Raw genomic sequence first — 16,047 nt, 5'->3', positions numbered from 1 at the left:
TGCCGGCGGCTGAGGCTCACGAGGGATTTTTCGCACCGGGAGGGCACCCCGCGCGGAACAGCCCGCGTCAGCGATCCGCCGGTGGTCCCGAACGGTCTCTTGATCCGGCGCCAGCAGCCGAGGACCCCGCCATGTCCCCCTCCCCCCGTTCCGGGCCGCCACGCCTGACGCCGCTGGACTCGATGCGGGCGGCATTGCTGGGCCGCCTGGCGCCCGTCCCGCCGCGCGCGCTGCCACCGGCGGAGGCGCTGGGCCGGGTGCTGGCCGCCGCGCTGGTGGCGGCGGGGCCGGTGCCGGCCCGGGCGATGGCGATGCGGGAGGGCTGGGCGGTGGCGGCGGCCGAGACGGAGGGGGCGAGCGCCTATACCCCCGTGCCCCTGCCCGGCCCGCCTTGCGCGATCACGCCGGGCGATGCGATGCCGGAAGGGACGGATGCGGTGCTCGACCCCTTCGGCGCGATGGAACTGGGCGGCGCCATTGCGGCGGTGCAGGAGGCGACCGCGGGCGATGGCGTCCGCCCGCCCGGCGGCGACATCGCCGCGGGCAGCGTGATCCGCGCGGCGGGGGAGCGGCTCGGCCCGCGCGACCTGCCGGCCCTGGCGGCGCTGGGGGTGGGGAGCGTGGCGCTCCGCATCCCGCGCGTGCTGCTCCGCCACCGGGATGCCGGCGTGGCCGCGATGATCGCGGCCTGGCTGGGGGCGGAAGGGGCCGATCTCGGCGACGGGATGCCGGATCTGGTGCTGACCGACGATCCGGCGCTGGAGGATGCGCTGCGCGGCCTCGGCGCCCGGCCGGGGCAGGAGGCGGCGATCGGCCGCCGGGATGGCGTGCCGGCGGTGCTGCTGCCCCCGCTGGCGGAGGATGCGGCGGCGGCCTTCCTGCTGCTCGGCCTGCCGGCGCTGCGCCTGCTGTCGGGGGCGGTCGAGCCCGCGCCGGTCAGGGCGCGGCTGGCGCGCAAGGTCGCTTCCACCGTGGGGCTGACGGAGCTGGTGCCGCTGGCGCTGGATGCCGCGGGGATGGCGACGCCCTTGGCGACCGGCGCGCTGCCGCTCGGCGCGCTGGCGCGGGCGCAGGCGGTGCTGGTGGTGCCGCCGGGCGCGGAAGGCTACGAGGCGGGCACGATGATCGAGGCGCTTTCCCTTGTCTGACCATCCCTCCCCATCGGCCCTCCCGCTGGCCCTTCCGCTGGCGGAGCGCATCCGCCGCGCCGCCCGGCAGGAACAGTTCCTGGAGGTCGTCTCCGCCGGGGAGGCGATGCGCCGGCTGCGCGATGCCTTCCCCTTCGCGGCGCTGCCGGCGGAGGAGGTGCCGCTGGCGGCGGCGCTGGGGCGCGTGATCGCCCGGCCGGTCGCGGCCGCCAGCGATGCGCCGCCCTTCGACCGGTCCGGCGTGGATGGCTTCGCGCTGCGCGCCGCCGATACGGCGGGGGCGGCGGAGGCCACGCCGAGGCGCCTGCTGCTGAACGCGGAGCTGCTGGCCTGCGGCGTGGCGCCGGGGATCGAGGTGACGCCAGGGACCGCCACGGCGATCGCGACCGGCGGCGTGATCCCGCGCGGCGCCGATGCGGTGGTGATGATCGAACATACGGAGCTGGAGGCCGGCGACCCGCCCGCCATCCTGCTGTCCCGCCCCGCCGCGCCGGGCGCCTTCATCGGCTTCGCCGGCAGCGACATCGCGAAGGGGGAAACGGTGCTGCGCGCCGGCGTGGTGGTGACGAGCCGGGAGATCGGCATGCTGGCCGCCGCCGGGATCGCGGCGGTGCCGGTGGTGCGGCGGCCGCGCGTGGCGGTGATCTCCACGGGGGATGAACTGGTGCCGCCCGGCACGCCCCTGCCACCCGGCGCCATCCCGGACAGCAACGCCGCCATCCTGGCCGCCGCGGTGACGGAGAATGGGGGAGAGGCCCTGCCCTTCGGCATCCTGCGGGATGAGGAGGCGGCGCTGGCGGCGGCGCTCCGCCGGGCGCTGGATGCGGCCGATGTGGTGGTGATGTCGGGCGGCACCAGCAAGGGTGCCGGGGATGTGTCGCACCGCATCCTGGGCGATGGCGTGATCGTGCACGGGGTGGCGCTGAAGCCGGGCAAGCCGCTCTGCATCGCCGCGGTGGCGGGCAGGCCGGTCTTCGTGCTGCCGGGGTTTCCGACGAGTGCCGTCTTCACCTTCCATCAGTTCGCCGTGCCGCTGATCCGCGCGATGGCGGGGCTGCCGGCGCGGGAGGATAGCGACGTGGAGGCTAAGCTCGCCGTCCGGCTGCCGAGCGAGCTGGGGCGCGAGGAATATGTGATGGCGTCGCTGGCGGAGGCGGCGGACGGGCTGGTCGCCTGGCCGCTGGGCAAGGGGTCCGGCAGCGTGACGGCCTTCAGCAGCGCGGACGGGTTCTTCGCCATCCCGGCGCTGGACCAGGGGGCGGAAGCCGGCCAGGCGGTGCGGCTGCGGCTGATCGGGGGTGCATCCCGCCTGCCGGATCTGACCATCATCGGCAGCCATTGCGTGGGGCTGGATGCGGTGCTGGACCTGCTGGCGGCGGAGGGGCTGCGGGCGCGCAGCCTGGCGGTGGGCAGCCTGGGCGGGCTGGCGGCGGCGCGGCGCGGGGAATGCGACCTGGCGCCGGCGCATCTGCTGGATGCGAAGACCGGTGCCTACAACACGCCCTTCCTGGCGCCGGGGCTGCGCCTGGTGCCGGGGTGGCGCCGCTTGCAGGGGGTGGTGTTCCGCCCCGGGGATGGGCGCTTCGCCGGGCAGGATGGCCGGGCGGCGGTGGCGGCGGCCGCCGCCGATCCGCGTTGCCTGCTGGTGAACCGCAATGCGGGATCGGGCACGCGCATCCTGCTGGACGGGTTGCTGGCTGGCGTGAAGCCTGCGGGCTACGCCAACCAGCCGAAATCCCACAACGCCGTGGCGGCGGCGGTGGCGCAGGGCCGCGCGGATTGGGGCGTGGCGATCGAGGGCGTCGCGCGCGCCTATGGCCTGGGTTTCCTGCCGCTGGCCGATGAACATTACGACTTCTTCCTGGCGGAGGCGCGGGCCGATCGCGCGGCGGTGGCCGCCTTCCTGCGGGTCCTCGAATCCGCCGAATCGCGCGCCGCGCTGGCGGCGCTGGGCTTCGCCCGCGCGGCTACGGGGGCGTGATGCCGGCCCGGATGGCGGCCGGAAAGCCGTTTCGGCGGCTCATCATGCGGTCTTTTTCGCAGTGCAGCGCGGGAAGATTACCGATTCGCGTGTATTCGCCGCTGACATCGGCATCGCGCTCCGCTATGCGGGGCGGGCTGCAAGGAGACGCACATGTCAAAGAAGTTCCTCACCGATGTCATCGTGAAGTCCACCGAGATGCCGGCGAACGCCGCGGGCAAGCTCGCTGCGGACATCATCGCGGCCATCAAGACCGAGATCGTGGCCACGGGCCGCTTCACGATTCCCGATTTCGGCGCCTTCGCGGTGCGCGAGACGGCGAAGCGCACGGCGATGAACCCGCGCACCGGTGAGAAGGTGCAGGTGAAGGCCGGCGCCACGGTGAAGTTCAAGGCGAGCCCGGCGCTGAAGGAAGCCGCGCTGGCCGGCATGAAGAAGGCGAAGCGCAAGGCCGCGAAGGCCTGAGGCTCGGCGGCGCCGGCCCCCGCGGGGGCCGGCGCCCCTTCCGCATCCCCCTGGGTGCGGCCATGCTGCCGGTCCGTCGTGACCGGAGATACCAGATGCCCCCCATCCAGCGCAGGCGCGTGCACGCATGAGCGTCGCCCAGCCTGTTCGAATCGCTGTCGACATCGGTGGCACCTTCACGGACTTCCAGATCCTGGACCAGCGCCACGGCCGCGTGATGGCCTGGAAGGCGCCGACGACGCCGGCCGATCCCTCCGAGGGATTGATGACCGGCATCCGGCAGGCCGCGGGCCGATTCGGCTTCGCCCTGGCCGATGTGGGCCTGCTGCTGCACGGCACGACCATCGCCACCAACGCCGTGCTGGAACGCAAGCTCGCCGCCGGCGTGCTGCTGACCACGGCGGGGTTCGAGGATGTGCTGGAGATCACGCGCCATGTGCGGCGCGACATCTACGGCCTGGCGCCGGACCCCTTCCCCTGCCTGATCGACCGCGACCGCCGCTTCGGCGTCGCGGAGCGGATGCGCGCCGATGGCAGCGTGGAGGCGCCGCTCGGCGACCTCTCGCGCCTGATGGAGCGGCTGCGGGAAGCGGCGCCGGAAGCCATCGCGATCGGGCTGCTGCACGCCTATGCCAACCCCGCGCATGAACGCGCGCTGCGGGATGCGGTGGCGGCCGCGCTGCCGGGGGTGCCGGTCAGCCTCTCCTCCGACATCAGCCCGGAAATCCGGGAATATGAACGCCTGTCCACCACGGTGCTGAACGCGCTGCTGATGCCGGTGGTGCAGCGCTACCTCGCCAAGCTGGAGGCGCGCCTCGGCGAGGATGGGTTCCGGCCGCGCATCTTCCTGGTGCAGTCGAATGGCGGCATGTGCAGCCTGGCGCGGGCGGCGGAACAGCCGGCGCGCCTGCTGCTGTCCGGGCCCTCGGGCGGGGCGCTGGCGGCGGAGAGGCTCTCCCGCCGGCTGGGGAGGCCGAACCTGGTCGCGGTGGATATGGGGGGGACGAGCTTCGATGTCTCCGTCGTGCAGGACCACGTCATCGGGCTGGTGACGCAGGGGGAGGTCGATCGGCTGCCCGTGCGCCTGCCGATGGTCGAGATGAGGACCATCGGCGCCGGCGGCGGTTCCATCGCCAGCGTCGATGCGGCGGGGCGGCTGACGGCGGGGCCGCGCAGCGCGGGGGCGAGGCCGGGGCCGGTCTGCTACGCCCGCGGCGGCGTGGAGCCCACCGTGACGGATGCGAATGCGGTGCTGGGCAGGCTGGACCCGGATTTCTTCCTGGGCGGGGCGATGGCGCTGGACCTGGCCGGCGCGCGGGATGCGATGGCGACGCGGATCGGGGCGAAGCTCGCACTCTCCACCGAAGCGGCGGCGGAGGGGGTGCTGCGCGTGACCAATGCGCAGCTCGCCGCGGCGGTCCGGCTTTCGCTGTTCGAGAAGGGGCTCGATCCCCGTGCCTTCTCCCTGCTCTCCTTCGGCGGCGCGGGCGGGCTGCACGCCACCGAAGTCGCGGACGAGTTGGGCATCACGGAGGTGGTCCTGCCGCGGGAGCCCGGGACGCTCTCCGCCTATGGCATCCTGTTCTCCGACCTGGTGCAGGACATCGCGCGGTCGCGGCTGTATCGGGCGGAGGACAGCCACGCGGCGGCGCTGGCGGAGGCAGTGGCGGGGCTGCGCGCGGAGGCCGATGCGCGGCTGGCGGCGGATGGCGTGCCGGACAGCCAGCGGGCGGTCGAGGTCTCGGCCGATCTTCGCTATCGCGGCCAGGCCTTCGAATTGCTGGTGCCCTGGCCGGAAGCCCCTGCCCTGGCCCCGCTGCTGGCGCGCTTCCACGCGACGCACCGCGCGCGCTTCTCCTACGCGGCGGAGGGTGATCCGGTGGAGATCGTGACGCTCCGCGCCGCCGCCATCGGGCGGCTCGACAAGCCGGAGGAGGCGGTGGCGACGCCGGCGGAGAGCGGGACGGCACCGGGCTCGCGCCAGGTCTGGCAGGGTGGCGCGGCGACCGCCTGGCCGGTGTGGCGGCGGGAGAGGCTGCGGCTGTCCGACACCATCGAGGGCCCCGCCATCATCGAGGAAGCCTTCGCCACCCATGTCATCGCCGCGGGCTGGCGCGCGGCGCTGGACCCCGAGGGCGCGATCATCGCGCGGAGGATCGCGGCATGAGCACCTTGGCCCCCCCATTGGGACCTATCGAGATCGAGGTGATCCGCAACGCGCTGACGGCGGCGGCGGCGGAGATGGACATCACGATCTGGCGGACCAGCCGCAGCACCATCGTGCGCGAATTGCTGGACTACTCCACCGCGGTCTTCGATTCCGAAGGCCAGAACCTCGCGCAATCCGCGCGCATCCCCGGCCACCTCAACTCCATGACCCACGCGCTGCGCGCGCTGCTGGCGGATCATGTCCCGCCGGAGCAGTGGCACGAGGGCGATGTGGTGATCTTCAACGATCCCTATTGCGGCGGGCAGCACCTGCCGGACATCCTGGCCTTCAAGCCGGTTTTCCACGGTGGCGCGCGCATCGCCTTCGTCGGCACGCTCTGCCATCACATCGATGTCGGCGGCCTCGTCGCCGGGTCCTATGCCGCGAAAGCCACGGAAATCTTCCAGGAGGGGCTGCGCATCCCGCCCGTGAAGCTGATCGACCGCGGCGTGCGGAACGAGGGCATCTGGGCGATGATCCGGCAGAACATCCGCAAGCCGGACCTGCTGCTGGGCGATCTGTCGTCCCAGCTTGCCAGCCTGGAAGTGGGCGCCGCCGCCCTCACGCGCCTCGCCAACCGCTTTGGAGCGGCGGCGATGATCGAGGCGGGTGCGCGCATCCTCGACATGAGCGAGGCGGGCATGCGCGCGGCCATCGGGCGGATGCCGGACGGCACCTACGAGTTCGAGGATTTCCTCGACGATGACGGCATCGAATTGGGGAAACGCATCCGGCTGCATGTGCGGCTGGAGATCGAGGGGGAGACGGCGCGCGTCGATCTCTCCGGCTGTTCGCCCCAGGTGGCGGGGCCGACCAATGCGACGCTCGCTTCCACCAACGCAGCCGTGATGTTCGCGCTGATGTGCTGCGCGGATGCGTCGCTGCACATGTCGGCGGGCTGCTACCGGCCGATCAGCGTGACGGCGCCGGAGGGCCTGGTGGTGAATGCGCGCCATCCCGCGCCTGTCGCGCATCGCATCGCGGTGTCGCACCGGCTGCTGAACGCCATGAACGGCGCACTGCACCAGGCGGTGCCGGACCTCATCCCCGCCGCCTATTACGGCAACAGCTACGTCACCACCTTCCAGACCGTGAAGGATGGCGGCCAGCGCGACGTGCTGGTGGAGATCGAGATCGGCGGATCGGGCGCGCATCCCGCCAAGGATGGCGTCAACGCCTATGCCAGCGGGATGCACAACAACAGCAACATCCCGATCGAGATGATCGAGGCGCAGCTGCCGCTGACCGTGCTGCGCTACGCGCTGCGCGATGGCAGCGGCGGCGCGGGGATGCGGCGCGGCGGGCTGGGCCTGGTGCGGGAATGGCGCATCGACAGCGCGCACTGCTTCTTCACCGCCAACATGGACCGCTTCGACCATGCCCCCTACGGCCTGGCCGGCGGCGGGCCGGCGGCGACGGGCGCGCTGGTTCTGCGGCGGGAGGGTGCGGAAAGCCCGATCCCGCCCAAGACGGACAATCTGAAGCTGCAACAGGGCGACGTCGTGCGGCTGGAAACCAGCGGCGGCGGCGGCTTCGGCCCGCCGGCTGATCGCGCGCCGGAGGCCACCGAACGCGACACGCGGATGGGCTACGCCTGACGTAACCGACGCCGCGCGCAGGATCCGGTGTAACGGCTGGCGGACAGCCGTTACGCTGCGTTGCAGCAAGTTATGTTGACTCGGGCTGGAAACGCGCCAGTTTCCGAACCCGACAAAGACGCGTTTCATCGAGGTCGCATGCACCCCTCCCCCGGCTTGCGGCACACCCTGCCGCGCCGCCTGCTGCCCTGCCTCGCCATGCTGGGCGTCCTGGCATCCTGCGACGAACCGCCGAAGCCGGCGGCGGCGCAGGGCGCGCCGCCCCCGCCGCCCGCCGTCACGGTGGTGACGCTGGAACGCAAGGAAGTGCCGGTGACGACGACGCTGCCCGGCCGCACCGCGCCCTATCGCGTCGCGGAAGTGCGGCCGCAGGTCGGCGGCGTGCTGCGGGAAAGGCTGTTCACGGAAGGCGAACGCGTCTCCGCCGGCCAGCCCCTGTTCCAGATCGACCCCGCCACGCTGGAAGCAGCCGTCCGCCGCGCGGAAGCCGCGCTGGCGCGGGCGGAGGCGACGGAACGCGCGGCCGGCGGCACGGCGACGCGCTACCGGTCCCTGGCGCAGGCGCAGGCCGTGTCGCAGCAGAATTTGGAGAATGCCGAAGCGGCCTTCCGCACGGCGCAGGCCGATGTGATGTCCGCCCGGGCGGCGCTGGAGACGGCGCGCATCGACCTGGCCTTCACGCGCGTCTCCTCCCCCATCAATGGCCGCACGGGGCGTTCCACCGTGACGCCGGGCGCGCTGGTGACGGCGAACCAGGCGGCGGCGCTGGTCACGGTGACGCAGCTCGACCCCATCTATGTGGATGTGACGCAGCCGAGTGCCGCGCTGCTGCAGCAGCGGCGGGATGTCGCGAGCGGCGCGCTGCGGCGTCCCTCCATCGACCTGGCCTCGGCATCCCTGATCCTGGAGGACGGGTCCCGCTACGCGCATCCCGGGGAGATCCAGTTCAGCGAGGTGATCGTGGACCAGGGCACGGGGTCCGTCACCATGCGCGCGGTCTTCCCGAACCCGGACCAGCTGCTGCTGCCCGGCATGTTCGTGCGCGCGGAGGTGGAGGAAGGCGTCACCGACCGCGCGCTGCTGGTGCCGCAGCAGGCGGTGTCCCGCACCCCGCGGGGTGAGCCCATGGCCTTCGTCGTGAATGCCCAGAACGTGGTGGAGGCGCGGACCTTGCGCACGACGCGCGCCATCGGCACGGACTGGCTGGTGACGGAAGGCGTCGTCCCCGGTGACCGCGTGGTGGTGGAGGGCGTGCAGCGCATCCGCCCCGGCGCGCGGGTGAACCCGACCGAACGCGCCGCCCCCGTGGCCCGCGCGGGCAGCTGAGGCGATGGCACGGTTCTTCATCGACCGCCCGGTCTTCGCCTGGGTGGTCGCCATCGGCATCATGCTGGCCGGGCTGCTGGCGCTGCGCACGCTGCCGGTGGCGCAGTATCCCGCCATCGCGCCGCCCGCGATCTCGGTCCAGGTCTCCTACCCCGGAGCCTCCGCGGAGACGGTGCAGAGCACGGTGGTGCAGGTCATCGAGCAGCAGCTGAGCGGCATCGACAACCTGCTCTATTTCTCCTCCAACGCGTCCAAGGATGGCAGCGCCACCATCCAGCTGACCTTCGCGCAGGGCACCAACCCCGATGTCGCGCAGGTGCAGGTGCAGAACAAGGTGCAGCTCGCCACGCCGCGCCTGCCGCTGGTGGTACAGCAGCAGGGCATCCGCGTCACGAAATCCGGCAACAACTACCTGCTGGTCGTGGGCTTCGTGTCCACCAACGGCACGATGGCGAATACCGACATCTCCGACTTCCTCGTCACCAGCGTGCAGGACCCGATCAGCCGCACGCCGGGGGTGGGTGACTACCAGGTCTTCGGCGCGCAATACGCGATGCGCATCTGGCTCGATCCTGCCCGCCTGCTGAACTACGGCATGACGCCGGGCGATGTCGCCAACGCCATCCGCGCGCAGAATGTCCAGGTCTCCTCCGGTGAGATGGGGGCGCTGCCCCAGGTGCAGGGGCAGCAGCTCAACGCCACCATCATCGGGCCGTCCTACCTGCAGACGCCGCAGGAATTCGCCTCCATCCTGCTGCGCGTGCGGGCGGACGGGTCGCAGGTGCGGCTGCGGGACGTGGCGCGGGTCGAGATCGGGGCGGAGAACTACGCCTTCACCACCCGCTTCAACGGCCAGCCTTCCGCCGGCATCGGCATCCGGCTGGCGAGTGGCGCCAATGCGCTGGACACCGCCAACAATGTCCGCGCGACCATCGAACGGCTGAAGCCCAATTTCCCGCAGGGGCTGGAGGTGGTCTACCCGCTGGACACCACGCCCTTCGTGCGCCTGTCCATCACCAGCGTGATGCACACGCTGGTGGAGGCGGTGGTCCTCGTCTTCCTCGTGATGTTCCTGTTCCTGCAGAACTGGCGCGCCACGCTGATCCCGACGCTGGCGATCCCCGTCGTGCTGCTGGGCACCTTCGCGATGCTGGCGGCGGCGGGATACTCCATCAATTCGCTGACCATGTTCGGCCTGGTGCTGGCCATCGGCCTGCTGGTCGATGACGCCATCGTGGTGGTGGAGAATGTGGAGCGGCTGATGGGGGAGGAACACCTCTCCCCGCTCGAGGCCACGCGCAAATCGATGGACCAGATCACCGGCGCGCTGGTCGGCATCGGCCTGGTGCTGTCGGCGGTGTTCCTGCCCATGGCCTTCTTCGGCGGGTCGGTGGGCGTGATCTACCGGCAGTTCTCGATCACCATCGCCACCGCCATGGGGCTGTCCGTCGCGGTCGCGATCTTCTTCACCCCCGTGCTCTGCGCCACGCTGCTGAAGCCGCACAAGCCGGGCCAGGGCACGCGGGGCTTCTTCGGCTGGTTCAACCGCAATTTCTACCGCGGGTCGAAGGTCTATGAACGCGGCATCCGCGGTAGCATGAAGCGGCCCTGGCGCATGATGGTGGTCTATGCCGCGCTGATCGCCGCGCTGGGCTATTCCTTCCTGCGCCTGCCCGGCGGCTTCCTGCCGAATGAGGACCAGGGCACCGCCTTCGTGCAGGTGATCGGCCCGCCCGGCGCCACCACGGAACGCACGCAGCGCACGCTGGATGAGATCACGCGCTACCTGCGGGAGGAGGAGAGCGGCGTCGTCGCCTCGATCTTCACCATCAACGGCTTCAGCTTCGGCGGCCGCGGGCAGAATTCGGGCCTCGGCTTCATCAGCCTGCGGCCCTGGGCGGACCGGCCGGGGGCGGAGAACAAGGTCCAGGCGCTGACGGCGCGCATCAACCGGCGCTTCGCGGGCTGGCAGGATGCGATCGTCATCTCCTTCTCGCCGCCCGCCATCACGGAACTCGGCAACGCCACGGGCTTCACCTTCCAACTGCTGGATCGCGCCGGGCTCGGCCACGCCAGGCTGATGGAGGCGCGCAACCAGCTGCTGGGGCTCGCGGGGCAGAGCCCGATCCTGGCCGGCGTGCGTCCCAACGGGCTGAATGACGAAGCGCAGTTTCGCCTGCTGGTGGATTGGGAGCGCGCCAGCGCGCTCGGCCTGTCCATCACCGACGTGAACACCACGCTGTCCACTGCCTGGGGTGCGACCTACGTCAACGACTTCATGGATCGCGGCCGCATCAAGCGCGTCTACATGCAGGGCGATGCGGCGGCGCGGATGCTGCCGGGCGATCTGGACCGCTGGTTCGTCCGCAACGCCCAGGGGCAGATGGTGCCCTTCTCCGCCTTCGGGCGGACGGAATGGGTCTATGGGTCCCCGCGCCTCGAACGCTTCAACGGCATCGCGTCGCGGGAGATCCAGGGCGGGCCGGCGCCGGGCTACACCACCGGCCAGGCGATGGCGGAGATGGAACGGCTGGCGGCGCAGCTGCCACCCGGGATCGGCTTCGACTGGTCGGGCCTGTCCTTCGAGGAACGGCGTTCGTCGGGCCAGGCGCCGGCGCTCTATGCCATCTCGCTGCTCGTCGTCTTCCTCTGCCTGGCGGCGCTGTATGAAAGCTGGTCGATCCCGACGGCGGTGATGCTGGTGGTGCCGCTCGGCATCCTCGGCGCCGTGGTGGCCAGCATCATGCGGGGCATGTCGAACGACATCTATTTCCAGGTGGGGCTGCTGACGACGATCGGGCTGACGGCGAAGAACGCCATCCTGATCGTCGAATTCGCGAAGGAAGGCTTCGACCACGGGCGCAGCGTGATGGAGGCGACAGCGGTGGCGGCGCGGCAGCGGCTGCGCCCCATCATCATGACGTCGCTGGCCTTCACGCTGGGCGTGGTGCCGCTGGCCATCGCGACGGGCGCGGGATCGGGCGGGCAGAACGCGATCGGCACCGGCGTGATCGGCGGCGTGGTGACGGGCACGGTGCTCGCCATCATCTTCGTGCCGGTGTTCTTCATGCTGGTGCTGCGGCTGTTCCGCACCAAGCCCGCCCGCGCGAAGCAGGGCGCCCCCCCCGCCGCGGCCATCCCCGCGCCCGGGGAGTGACCGCCTTGCTGGGCCGCGTGGCGGCGGCACCGCGACGCGGGCCGGGGCGGGCGAGGATGCCCGGCCCGCAACGCGCCCGCCTGCTGTGCGAGGCTGCGGGGCAGGTCTTCCTGCGGGATGGCTATGCGGAGGCGCGGCTGGATGACGTGGCGCGCCTGGCGGGCATGTCCAAGCGCACGCTCTACCAGCACTTCCCCTCCAAGGCGGCGCTGTTCGAGGCCTGCATCGCCGCCGCGCTCGCCCCCGTCCATGCGCTGCCGGAGTCGGAGGGCGAGACGGAGGATCTGGCGGCCGGCCTGGCCGGAATCCTGGAACAGGCGGCGGGACAGTTGCTCTCCGCCCGGCAGACCGCGATCTTCCGCCTGGTGATCGCGGAGGGCGGACGGACGCCCGAACTGGCCGAATCCTTCCACCGCGTGATCCTGGCCCGGGGCGCCACCACCCTTCAGCGGCGGTTGGAACGGGAGATCGGCCGCGGGCGGCTGCTGCTGGAGGATGCGGAAGCCGGCGCGCGGCTGCTGCTCGGCATGGCGCTGGGGGCGGTGCAGATCAAGCTGCTGCTGGGCCTGCGGGCGTCGCCGGACGGGGCGGAGGTGGCGGGGCTGGCGCGGCGGGCGGTGGCCATCTTCCTGCACGGGGCGGCGGCGCGGCCCGCGGCGTGATCGCCAAGCGGAATGAATTTAAGTTTGTTTTGCAACCACGCCTTGCCTCTGGCATGCGAGCGATCAACTAGGCGTTAGCGATTGTAAGGAATCGTCTGCCCTGGCGATTTCACCGACCCGAATCCGCGAGGCGCCCATGGACGGCTTGGCCAGGCTTGCTCCCGCTTCCGGCATTCCTCATCCGGACCTTTTGCCCATGTCGGACGATCTGGCCGCCTTCATCGACCATCTGGGCCGGGACGACGGGGCGGCAGATGGGCGGCAGGCGGCGCGGCCGCTGATCGATGCGCTGGGCGTAGCGGTCTACACCACGGATGTTGCGGGGACGCTGACCTATTACAAATGAGGCCGCCGCCACGCTGTGGGGCTGGCGCCCCGCCCTGCATGACCAGCGCTGGTGCGGGTCCTGGCGGATCCTGGCGCCGGACGGGTCGGAACTGCCGCATGACGAATGCCCGATGGCGACCTGCCTGAAGGAAGGCCGGGCGGTGCGCGGCGCCTGGGCCTATGCGGAACGCCCGGACAACGCCGCCATCCTGCTGGTCAGCCTGGAAGGGCACCGCGCCGAATTCGGCCGCGCGGCGGCGGAGGAGGCGGTGCGGATCGCCGCCACCCGCATCGCGCGCCGCCTGCCCCCGGGCGCCGTCGCGGCGCGTATCGGGGCGGATGATTTCGCCGTCCTGCTGGCGGGCTGCCCCGCCGCCACCGTGCATGAATTGTCCGCCGCCCTGCTGCGCGACATGGCGGTGCCGGTCGCGACGGGCGACGGGACGACGCTGCTGGCGACGCGGGTCGGCGTCGCCGTCTCCGAAGACGGGTCGGATCCGGATGCGCTGATGCGGGATGCGGAACTCGCGCTGTCCACGGCAAGGCCGGGCACAGGCGATCGCCTGGCGATCTTCGCCCCCGCCGCGCTGCGCGGCGCGCAGAGCATCCGCTTGGCGGAAGCCGATCTGCGCCAGGCGCTGGCCCAGCGGCAGATCGAGGTGCACTACCAGCCCATCATCGCCGCCGCGACCCGCCGCCTGGCGGGGTTCGAGGCGCTGGCCCGCTGGCGGCATCCGACGCGCGGCTTCGTCTCCCCGGTTGAATTCGTGCCGCTGGCGGAGGAGACGGGCCTCATCACGCAGTTCGGCGACCAGGTGCTGCGCCAGGCGTGCCGGGATGCGGCGACCTGGCCGGAGCATCTCCGCGTCACGGTCAACATCTCCCCCACCCAGTTGCGGGAGGAGATGCTGCCGCGGCTGGTGGCGGATGCGCTGGCGGCGAGCGCGCTGCCCGCGCGTCGCCTGGAACTGGAACTGAGCGAGGTGACGTTCCTCGGCGATGAACGCGCCGCGTCCCATGCGCTGGCCTCCCTGCGGACGCAGGGCGTGGCGCTGGCGCTGGACGATTTCGGGTCGGGCTTCTCCTCCCTCACGCAGCTCCGCAGCTTCCCCGTGGGACGCGTGAAGATCGATCGCAACCTGGTGGTCGGCGTGGACACGCAGCGGGAGGGGGCGGCGATCATCCGCGCCATCATGCGGCTGGCGGCCGACCTCGGCCTGGCGACGACGGCGGAGGGGGTGAACACCCCCGCGGAGTTCGAGCGCCTGGCGGCGGAAGGCTGTGGGGAGGCGCAGGGCTTCCTGTTCAGCCCCGCGCAGCCGCCCTCCGCCATCCCGTCCCTTCTGGCGCGCTTCGGGTAGGCGGGCCTACCCCACCGTCTCCATCCGCACGGGAAAGGCGGCGGCGAGGTCGTCGCATTCGGCGATGTGGTAGACGCTGTAGCGATAGGCCGTGCCCGCCGGCAGTTCCGGCGGCGTGAAGGGGAAGGCGATATTGCCGCCGGTGGACAGGCGCCCCGGGAAGCCGAAATGCAGCAGGTTCTGCTTGGCGACGCCGATGATGGCCTTGGCGGTATCGGCATCCCCCGCGATGCATTCCAGCAGGAAGAACACCTCCGCCGGCACGGGCAGGCCCTCACGCGCGCCGGGGAACAGGTTCGTCTCCCCGGTGCCATAGGCGCGGAAGCGGAGGTCGTAGTCGCCGGCGCCGGGCAGGATGTCGGCGACGATCCTGCGCACCCCCGCGGCGATGCTCTCGCGGTTCTCGATCACGCGGGGGTCGGTGGTACTGGCCAGCAGCACGGCGCGTTCGCCGACGAAGGTCGCGCCCTCCACCTTGATGCTGTGCTGCGTGGCCGGCACCCAGGTGGCGCCGGAGACGCGGACGCGGCGATCGTCGATCGCCTCGTAGCGCGCATCGGTCGTGTCCATCATCCCCTCGGGCTCATGCACCCGCAGCGGGTCCGCCTGTTCATACAGGCTGTGCGCGGCGACGGAGACGGGGGTGGCGGCGCGCGCGGGGTTCATGCTCTCCAGCTCGAAGCTGTCGCCCATCAGCGTGCCGAGCATGGCGTCCCGCCCGCCGGGGATGCAGCAGAGCGAGGTGCATTCGATGATCTTCGCCATGTGGGTGGCGGGACCGGCGGGATAGCCCAGCAGCAGCGGCACGGCGGCGAAGACCGCGGTATCGCAGGCGCGGCCGGCCAGGATGATGTCGGGCTCCATCGCCAGGGCGCGGAGAAACGCCTCCGTCCCCATCTGGCCGACGATGTGGGCGGCGCCGTCGATGATCGCCGATGTCAGCGCGCCGATGGCGCCGATGGGCTGCACGCGCCCGGCCTGCGCCATGCCGCGCAGCCAGTCGCGGTCCATGTCGGCGGCGATGACGGCGACGCGGAGCTTCAGCCCATCCTCCTTCGCGATGGCATGGATCATCGCCAGCGCCTGGTCGAGATGCGGGCGCGCGCCGGCGGTGCCCGCGCTGCCGATCAGCAGCGGCACGCCGACCTGCCGCGCACCATGGATCACCAGGCGAAGGTCGCGCTTCGTGATGGCGGGGCTGGTCGCCAGGCGGCCACCGCCGAGATAGGCGGGGCCGACATCGATGGAGCCCATGTCGCAGCCCAGCACATGCGGCGCGCGCGCCAGCCCCGCCTTCAGCGCAGCCTCCGGCACGCCATTGCCGAGCTGGCCGGAGGCCGCGAGCACGCGCAGCTTCACGCCCGGGCGCAGCCCCTGGTCCATCAGCTTCCCGACAACGCTCACAGCACCACCCCCAGCAGCGGCGCGTGTTGCTGCGCGCCATAGACATCGGAATCACCGGGCGAGCCCGCCACCACCGGGCGGTCCAGCACCACCTTGATGGCATGGGCCGCGGCGTAGGGAATGACCTCCACCGTGGTGGCGGAAACGCCGTAGAGACGCGCCATCGCCTCCACCGTCATGGCGGGCGATGCCAGCGCCTCCCGGAACGTCGCGTCATCGTCGAAGAGGATGTCGAGCGTGCAATGCAGCGGGCCCGCATTCTTGCTGCGGATCACGCGCGCGATGTCGATCAGTCTCCGGCCACTCATCCCGCCGTTTCCCCCGAGGTCTTGCGGCGGGATGCTCCGCCCCGTGCCTGCCGGGGTCAAGCCGTGCTTGACGCTGGCCGCGCTGCTTCCGACAGTCGGGG

12 protein-coding genes are annotated in these 16,047 nt (G+C 71.8%); 10 read left to right on the top strand and 2 right to left on the bottom strand.

The genetic code is table 11. The annotated features are described in order from the left end of the window. Positions 1-131: 131 nt before the first annotated feature. The 10 genes from BM041_RS14515 (at position 132) to BM041_RS14475 (ending at position 14,234) form a co-directional block, all read left to right on the top strand. Positions 132-1,148: a MoeA family protein gene (locus tag BM041_RS14515; protein ID WP_175533940.1), complete on the top strand. Its 1,017-nt coding sequence runs from the start codon at positions 132-134 to the stop codon at positions 1,146-1,148. Beyond that, positions 1,141-3,129 (top strand): molybdopterin biosynthesis protein, encoded by a 1,989-nt coding sequence (locus BM041_RS14510; RefSeq protein WP_245762094.1) that lies wholly within the window; start codon positions 1,141-1,143, stop codon positions 3,127-3,129. Before BM041_RS14515 ends, BM041_RS14510 begins: the two co-directional genes overlap by 8 nt. Before the next feature lie 153 nt (positions 3,130-3,282). Next, a complete protein-coding gene (locus BM041_RS14505; RefSeq protein WP_092960602.1) occupies positions 3,283-3,594 on the top strand; it encodes an HU family DNA-binding protein in 312 nt (103 codons plus the stop codon). A gap of 127 nt (positions 3,595-3,721) precedes the next feature. Then, positions 3,722-5,761, top strand: coding sequence for a hydantoinase/oxoprolinase family protein (locus tag BM041_RS14500; RefSeq protein ID WP_092960601.1), 2,040 nt, complete (start codon positions 3,722-3,724; stop codon positions 5,759-5,761). After that, on the top strand, positions 5,758-7,401 hold the full coding sequence (locus BM041_RS14495) for a hydantoinase B/oxoprolinase family protein (protein WP_092960600.1): 1,644 nt from the start codon (positions 5,758-5,760) through the stop codon (positions 7,399-7,401). The genes BM041_RS14500 and BM041_RS14495 overlap by 4 nt, the downstream gene beginning before the upstream one ends. 138 nt (positions 7,402-7,539) lie before the next feature. Next, positions 7,540-8,727 carry an efflux RND transporter periplasmic adaptor subunit gene (locus tag BM041_RS14490; RefSeq protein ID WP_092960599.1) on the top strand — a complete coding sequence of 396 codons (1,188 nt, stop codon included), beginning with the start codon at positions 7,540-7,542 and terminating at the stop codon, positions 8,725-8,727. A 4-nt stretch (positions 8,728-8,731) separates the two neighbouring features. Beyond that, positions 8,732-11,884 (top strand): efflux RND transporter permease subunit, encoded by a 3,153-nt coding sequence (locus BM041_RS14485; protein WP_092960598.1) that lies wholly within the window; start codon positions 8,732-8,734, stop codon positions 11,882-11,884. Between the two features lie 56 nt (positions 11,885-11,940). Further along, entirely contained in the window at positions 11,941-12,546 is a 606-nt protein-coding gene (locus BM041_RS14480; protein WP_092960597.1) for a TetR/AcrR family transcriptional regulator, read from the top strand. 196 nt (positions 12,547-12,742) lie between these two features. Continuing rightward, positions 12,743-12,892, top strand: coding sequence for a hypothetical protein (locus tag BM041_RS30600; RefSeq protein WP_175533939.1), 150 nt, complete (start codon positions 12,743-12,745; stop codon positions 12,890-12,892). Positions 12,893-13,004: 112 nt separating this feature from the next. After that, positions 13,005-14,234, top strand: a complete 1,230-nt coding sequence (locus BM041_RS14475) for a putative bifunctional diguanylate cyclase/phosphodiesterase (protein WP_092960596.1) — start codon at positions 13,005-13,007, stop codon at positions 14,232-14,234. A 6-nt stretch (positions 14,235-14,240) separates the two neighbouring features. Here BM041_RS14475 and BM041_RS14470 read toward each other — a convergent pair whose 3' ends face one another. Both BM041_RS14470 and BM041_RS14465 read right to left on the bottom strand, forming a co-directional pair. After that, on the bottom strand, positions 14,241-15,638 hold the full coding sequence (locus BM041_RS14470) for an acyclic terpene utilization AtuA family protein (RefSeq protein WP_217648729.1): 1,398 nt from the start codon (positions 15,636-15,638) through the stop codon (positions 14,241-14,243). Continuing rightward, positions 15,635-15,946 (bottom strand): DUF4387 domain-containing protein, encoded by a 312-nt coding sequence (locus BM041_RS14465; protein WP_092960594.1) that lies wholly within the window; start codon positions 15,944-15,946, stop codon positions 15,635-15,637. The genes BM041_RS14470 and BM041_RS14465 overlap by 4 nt, the downstream gene beginning before the upstream one ends. Between the last annotated feature and the right edge of the window lie 101 nt (positions 15,947-16,047).

The organism is Falsiroseomonas stagni DSM 19981, assembly GCF_900114315.1.
GTDB lineage: Bacteria > Pseudomonadota > Alphaproteobacteria > Acetobacterales > Acetobacteraceae > Falsiroseomonas > Falsiroseomonas stagni.
Note: the sequence above shows the minus strand (reverse complement) of the source record. Positions and strands in the feature narration are given on the sequence as shown.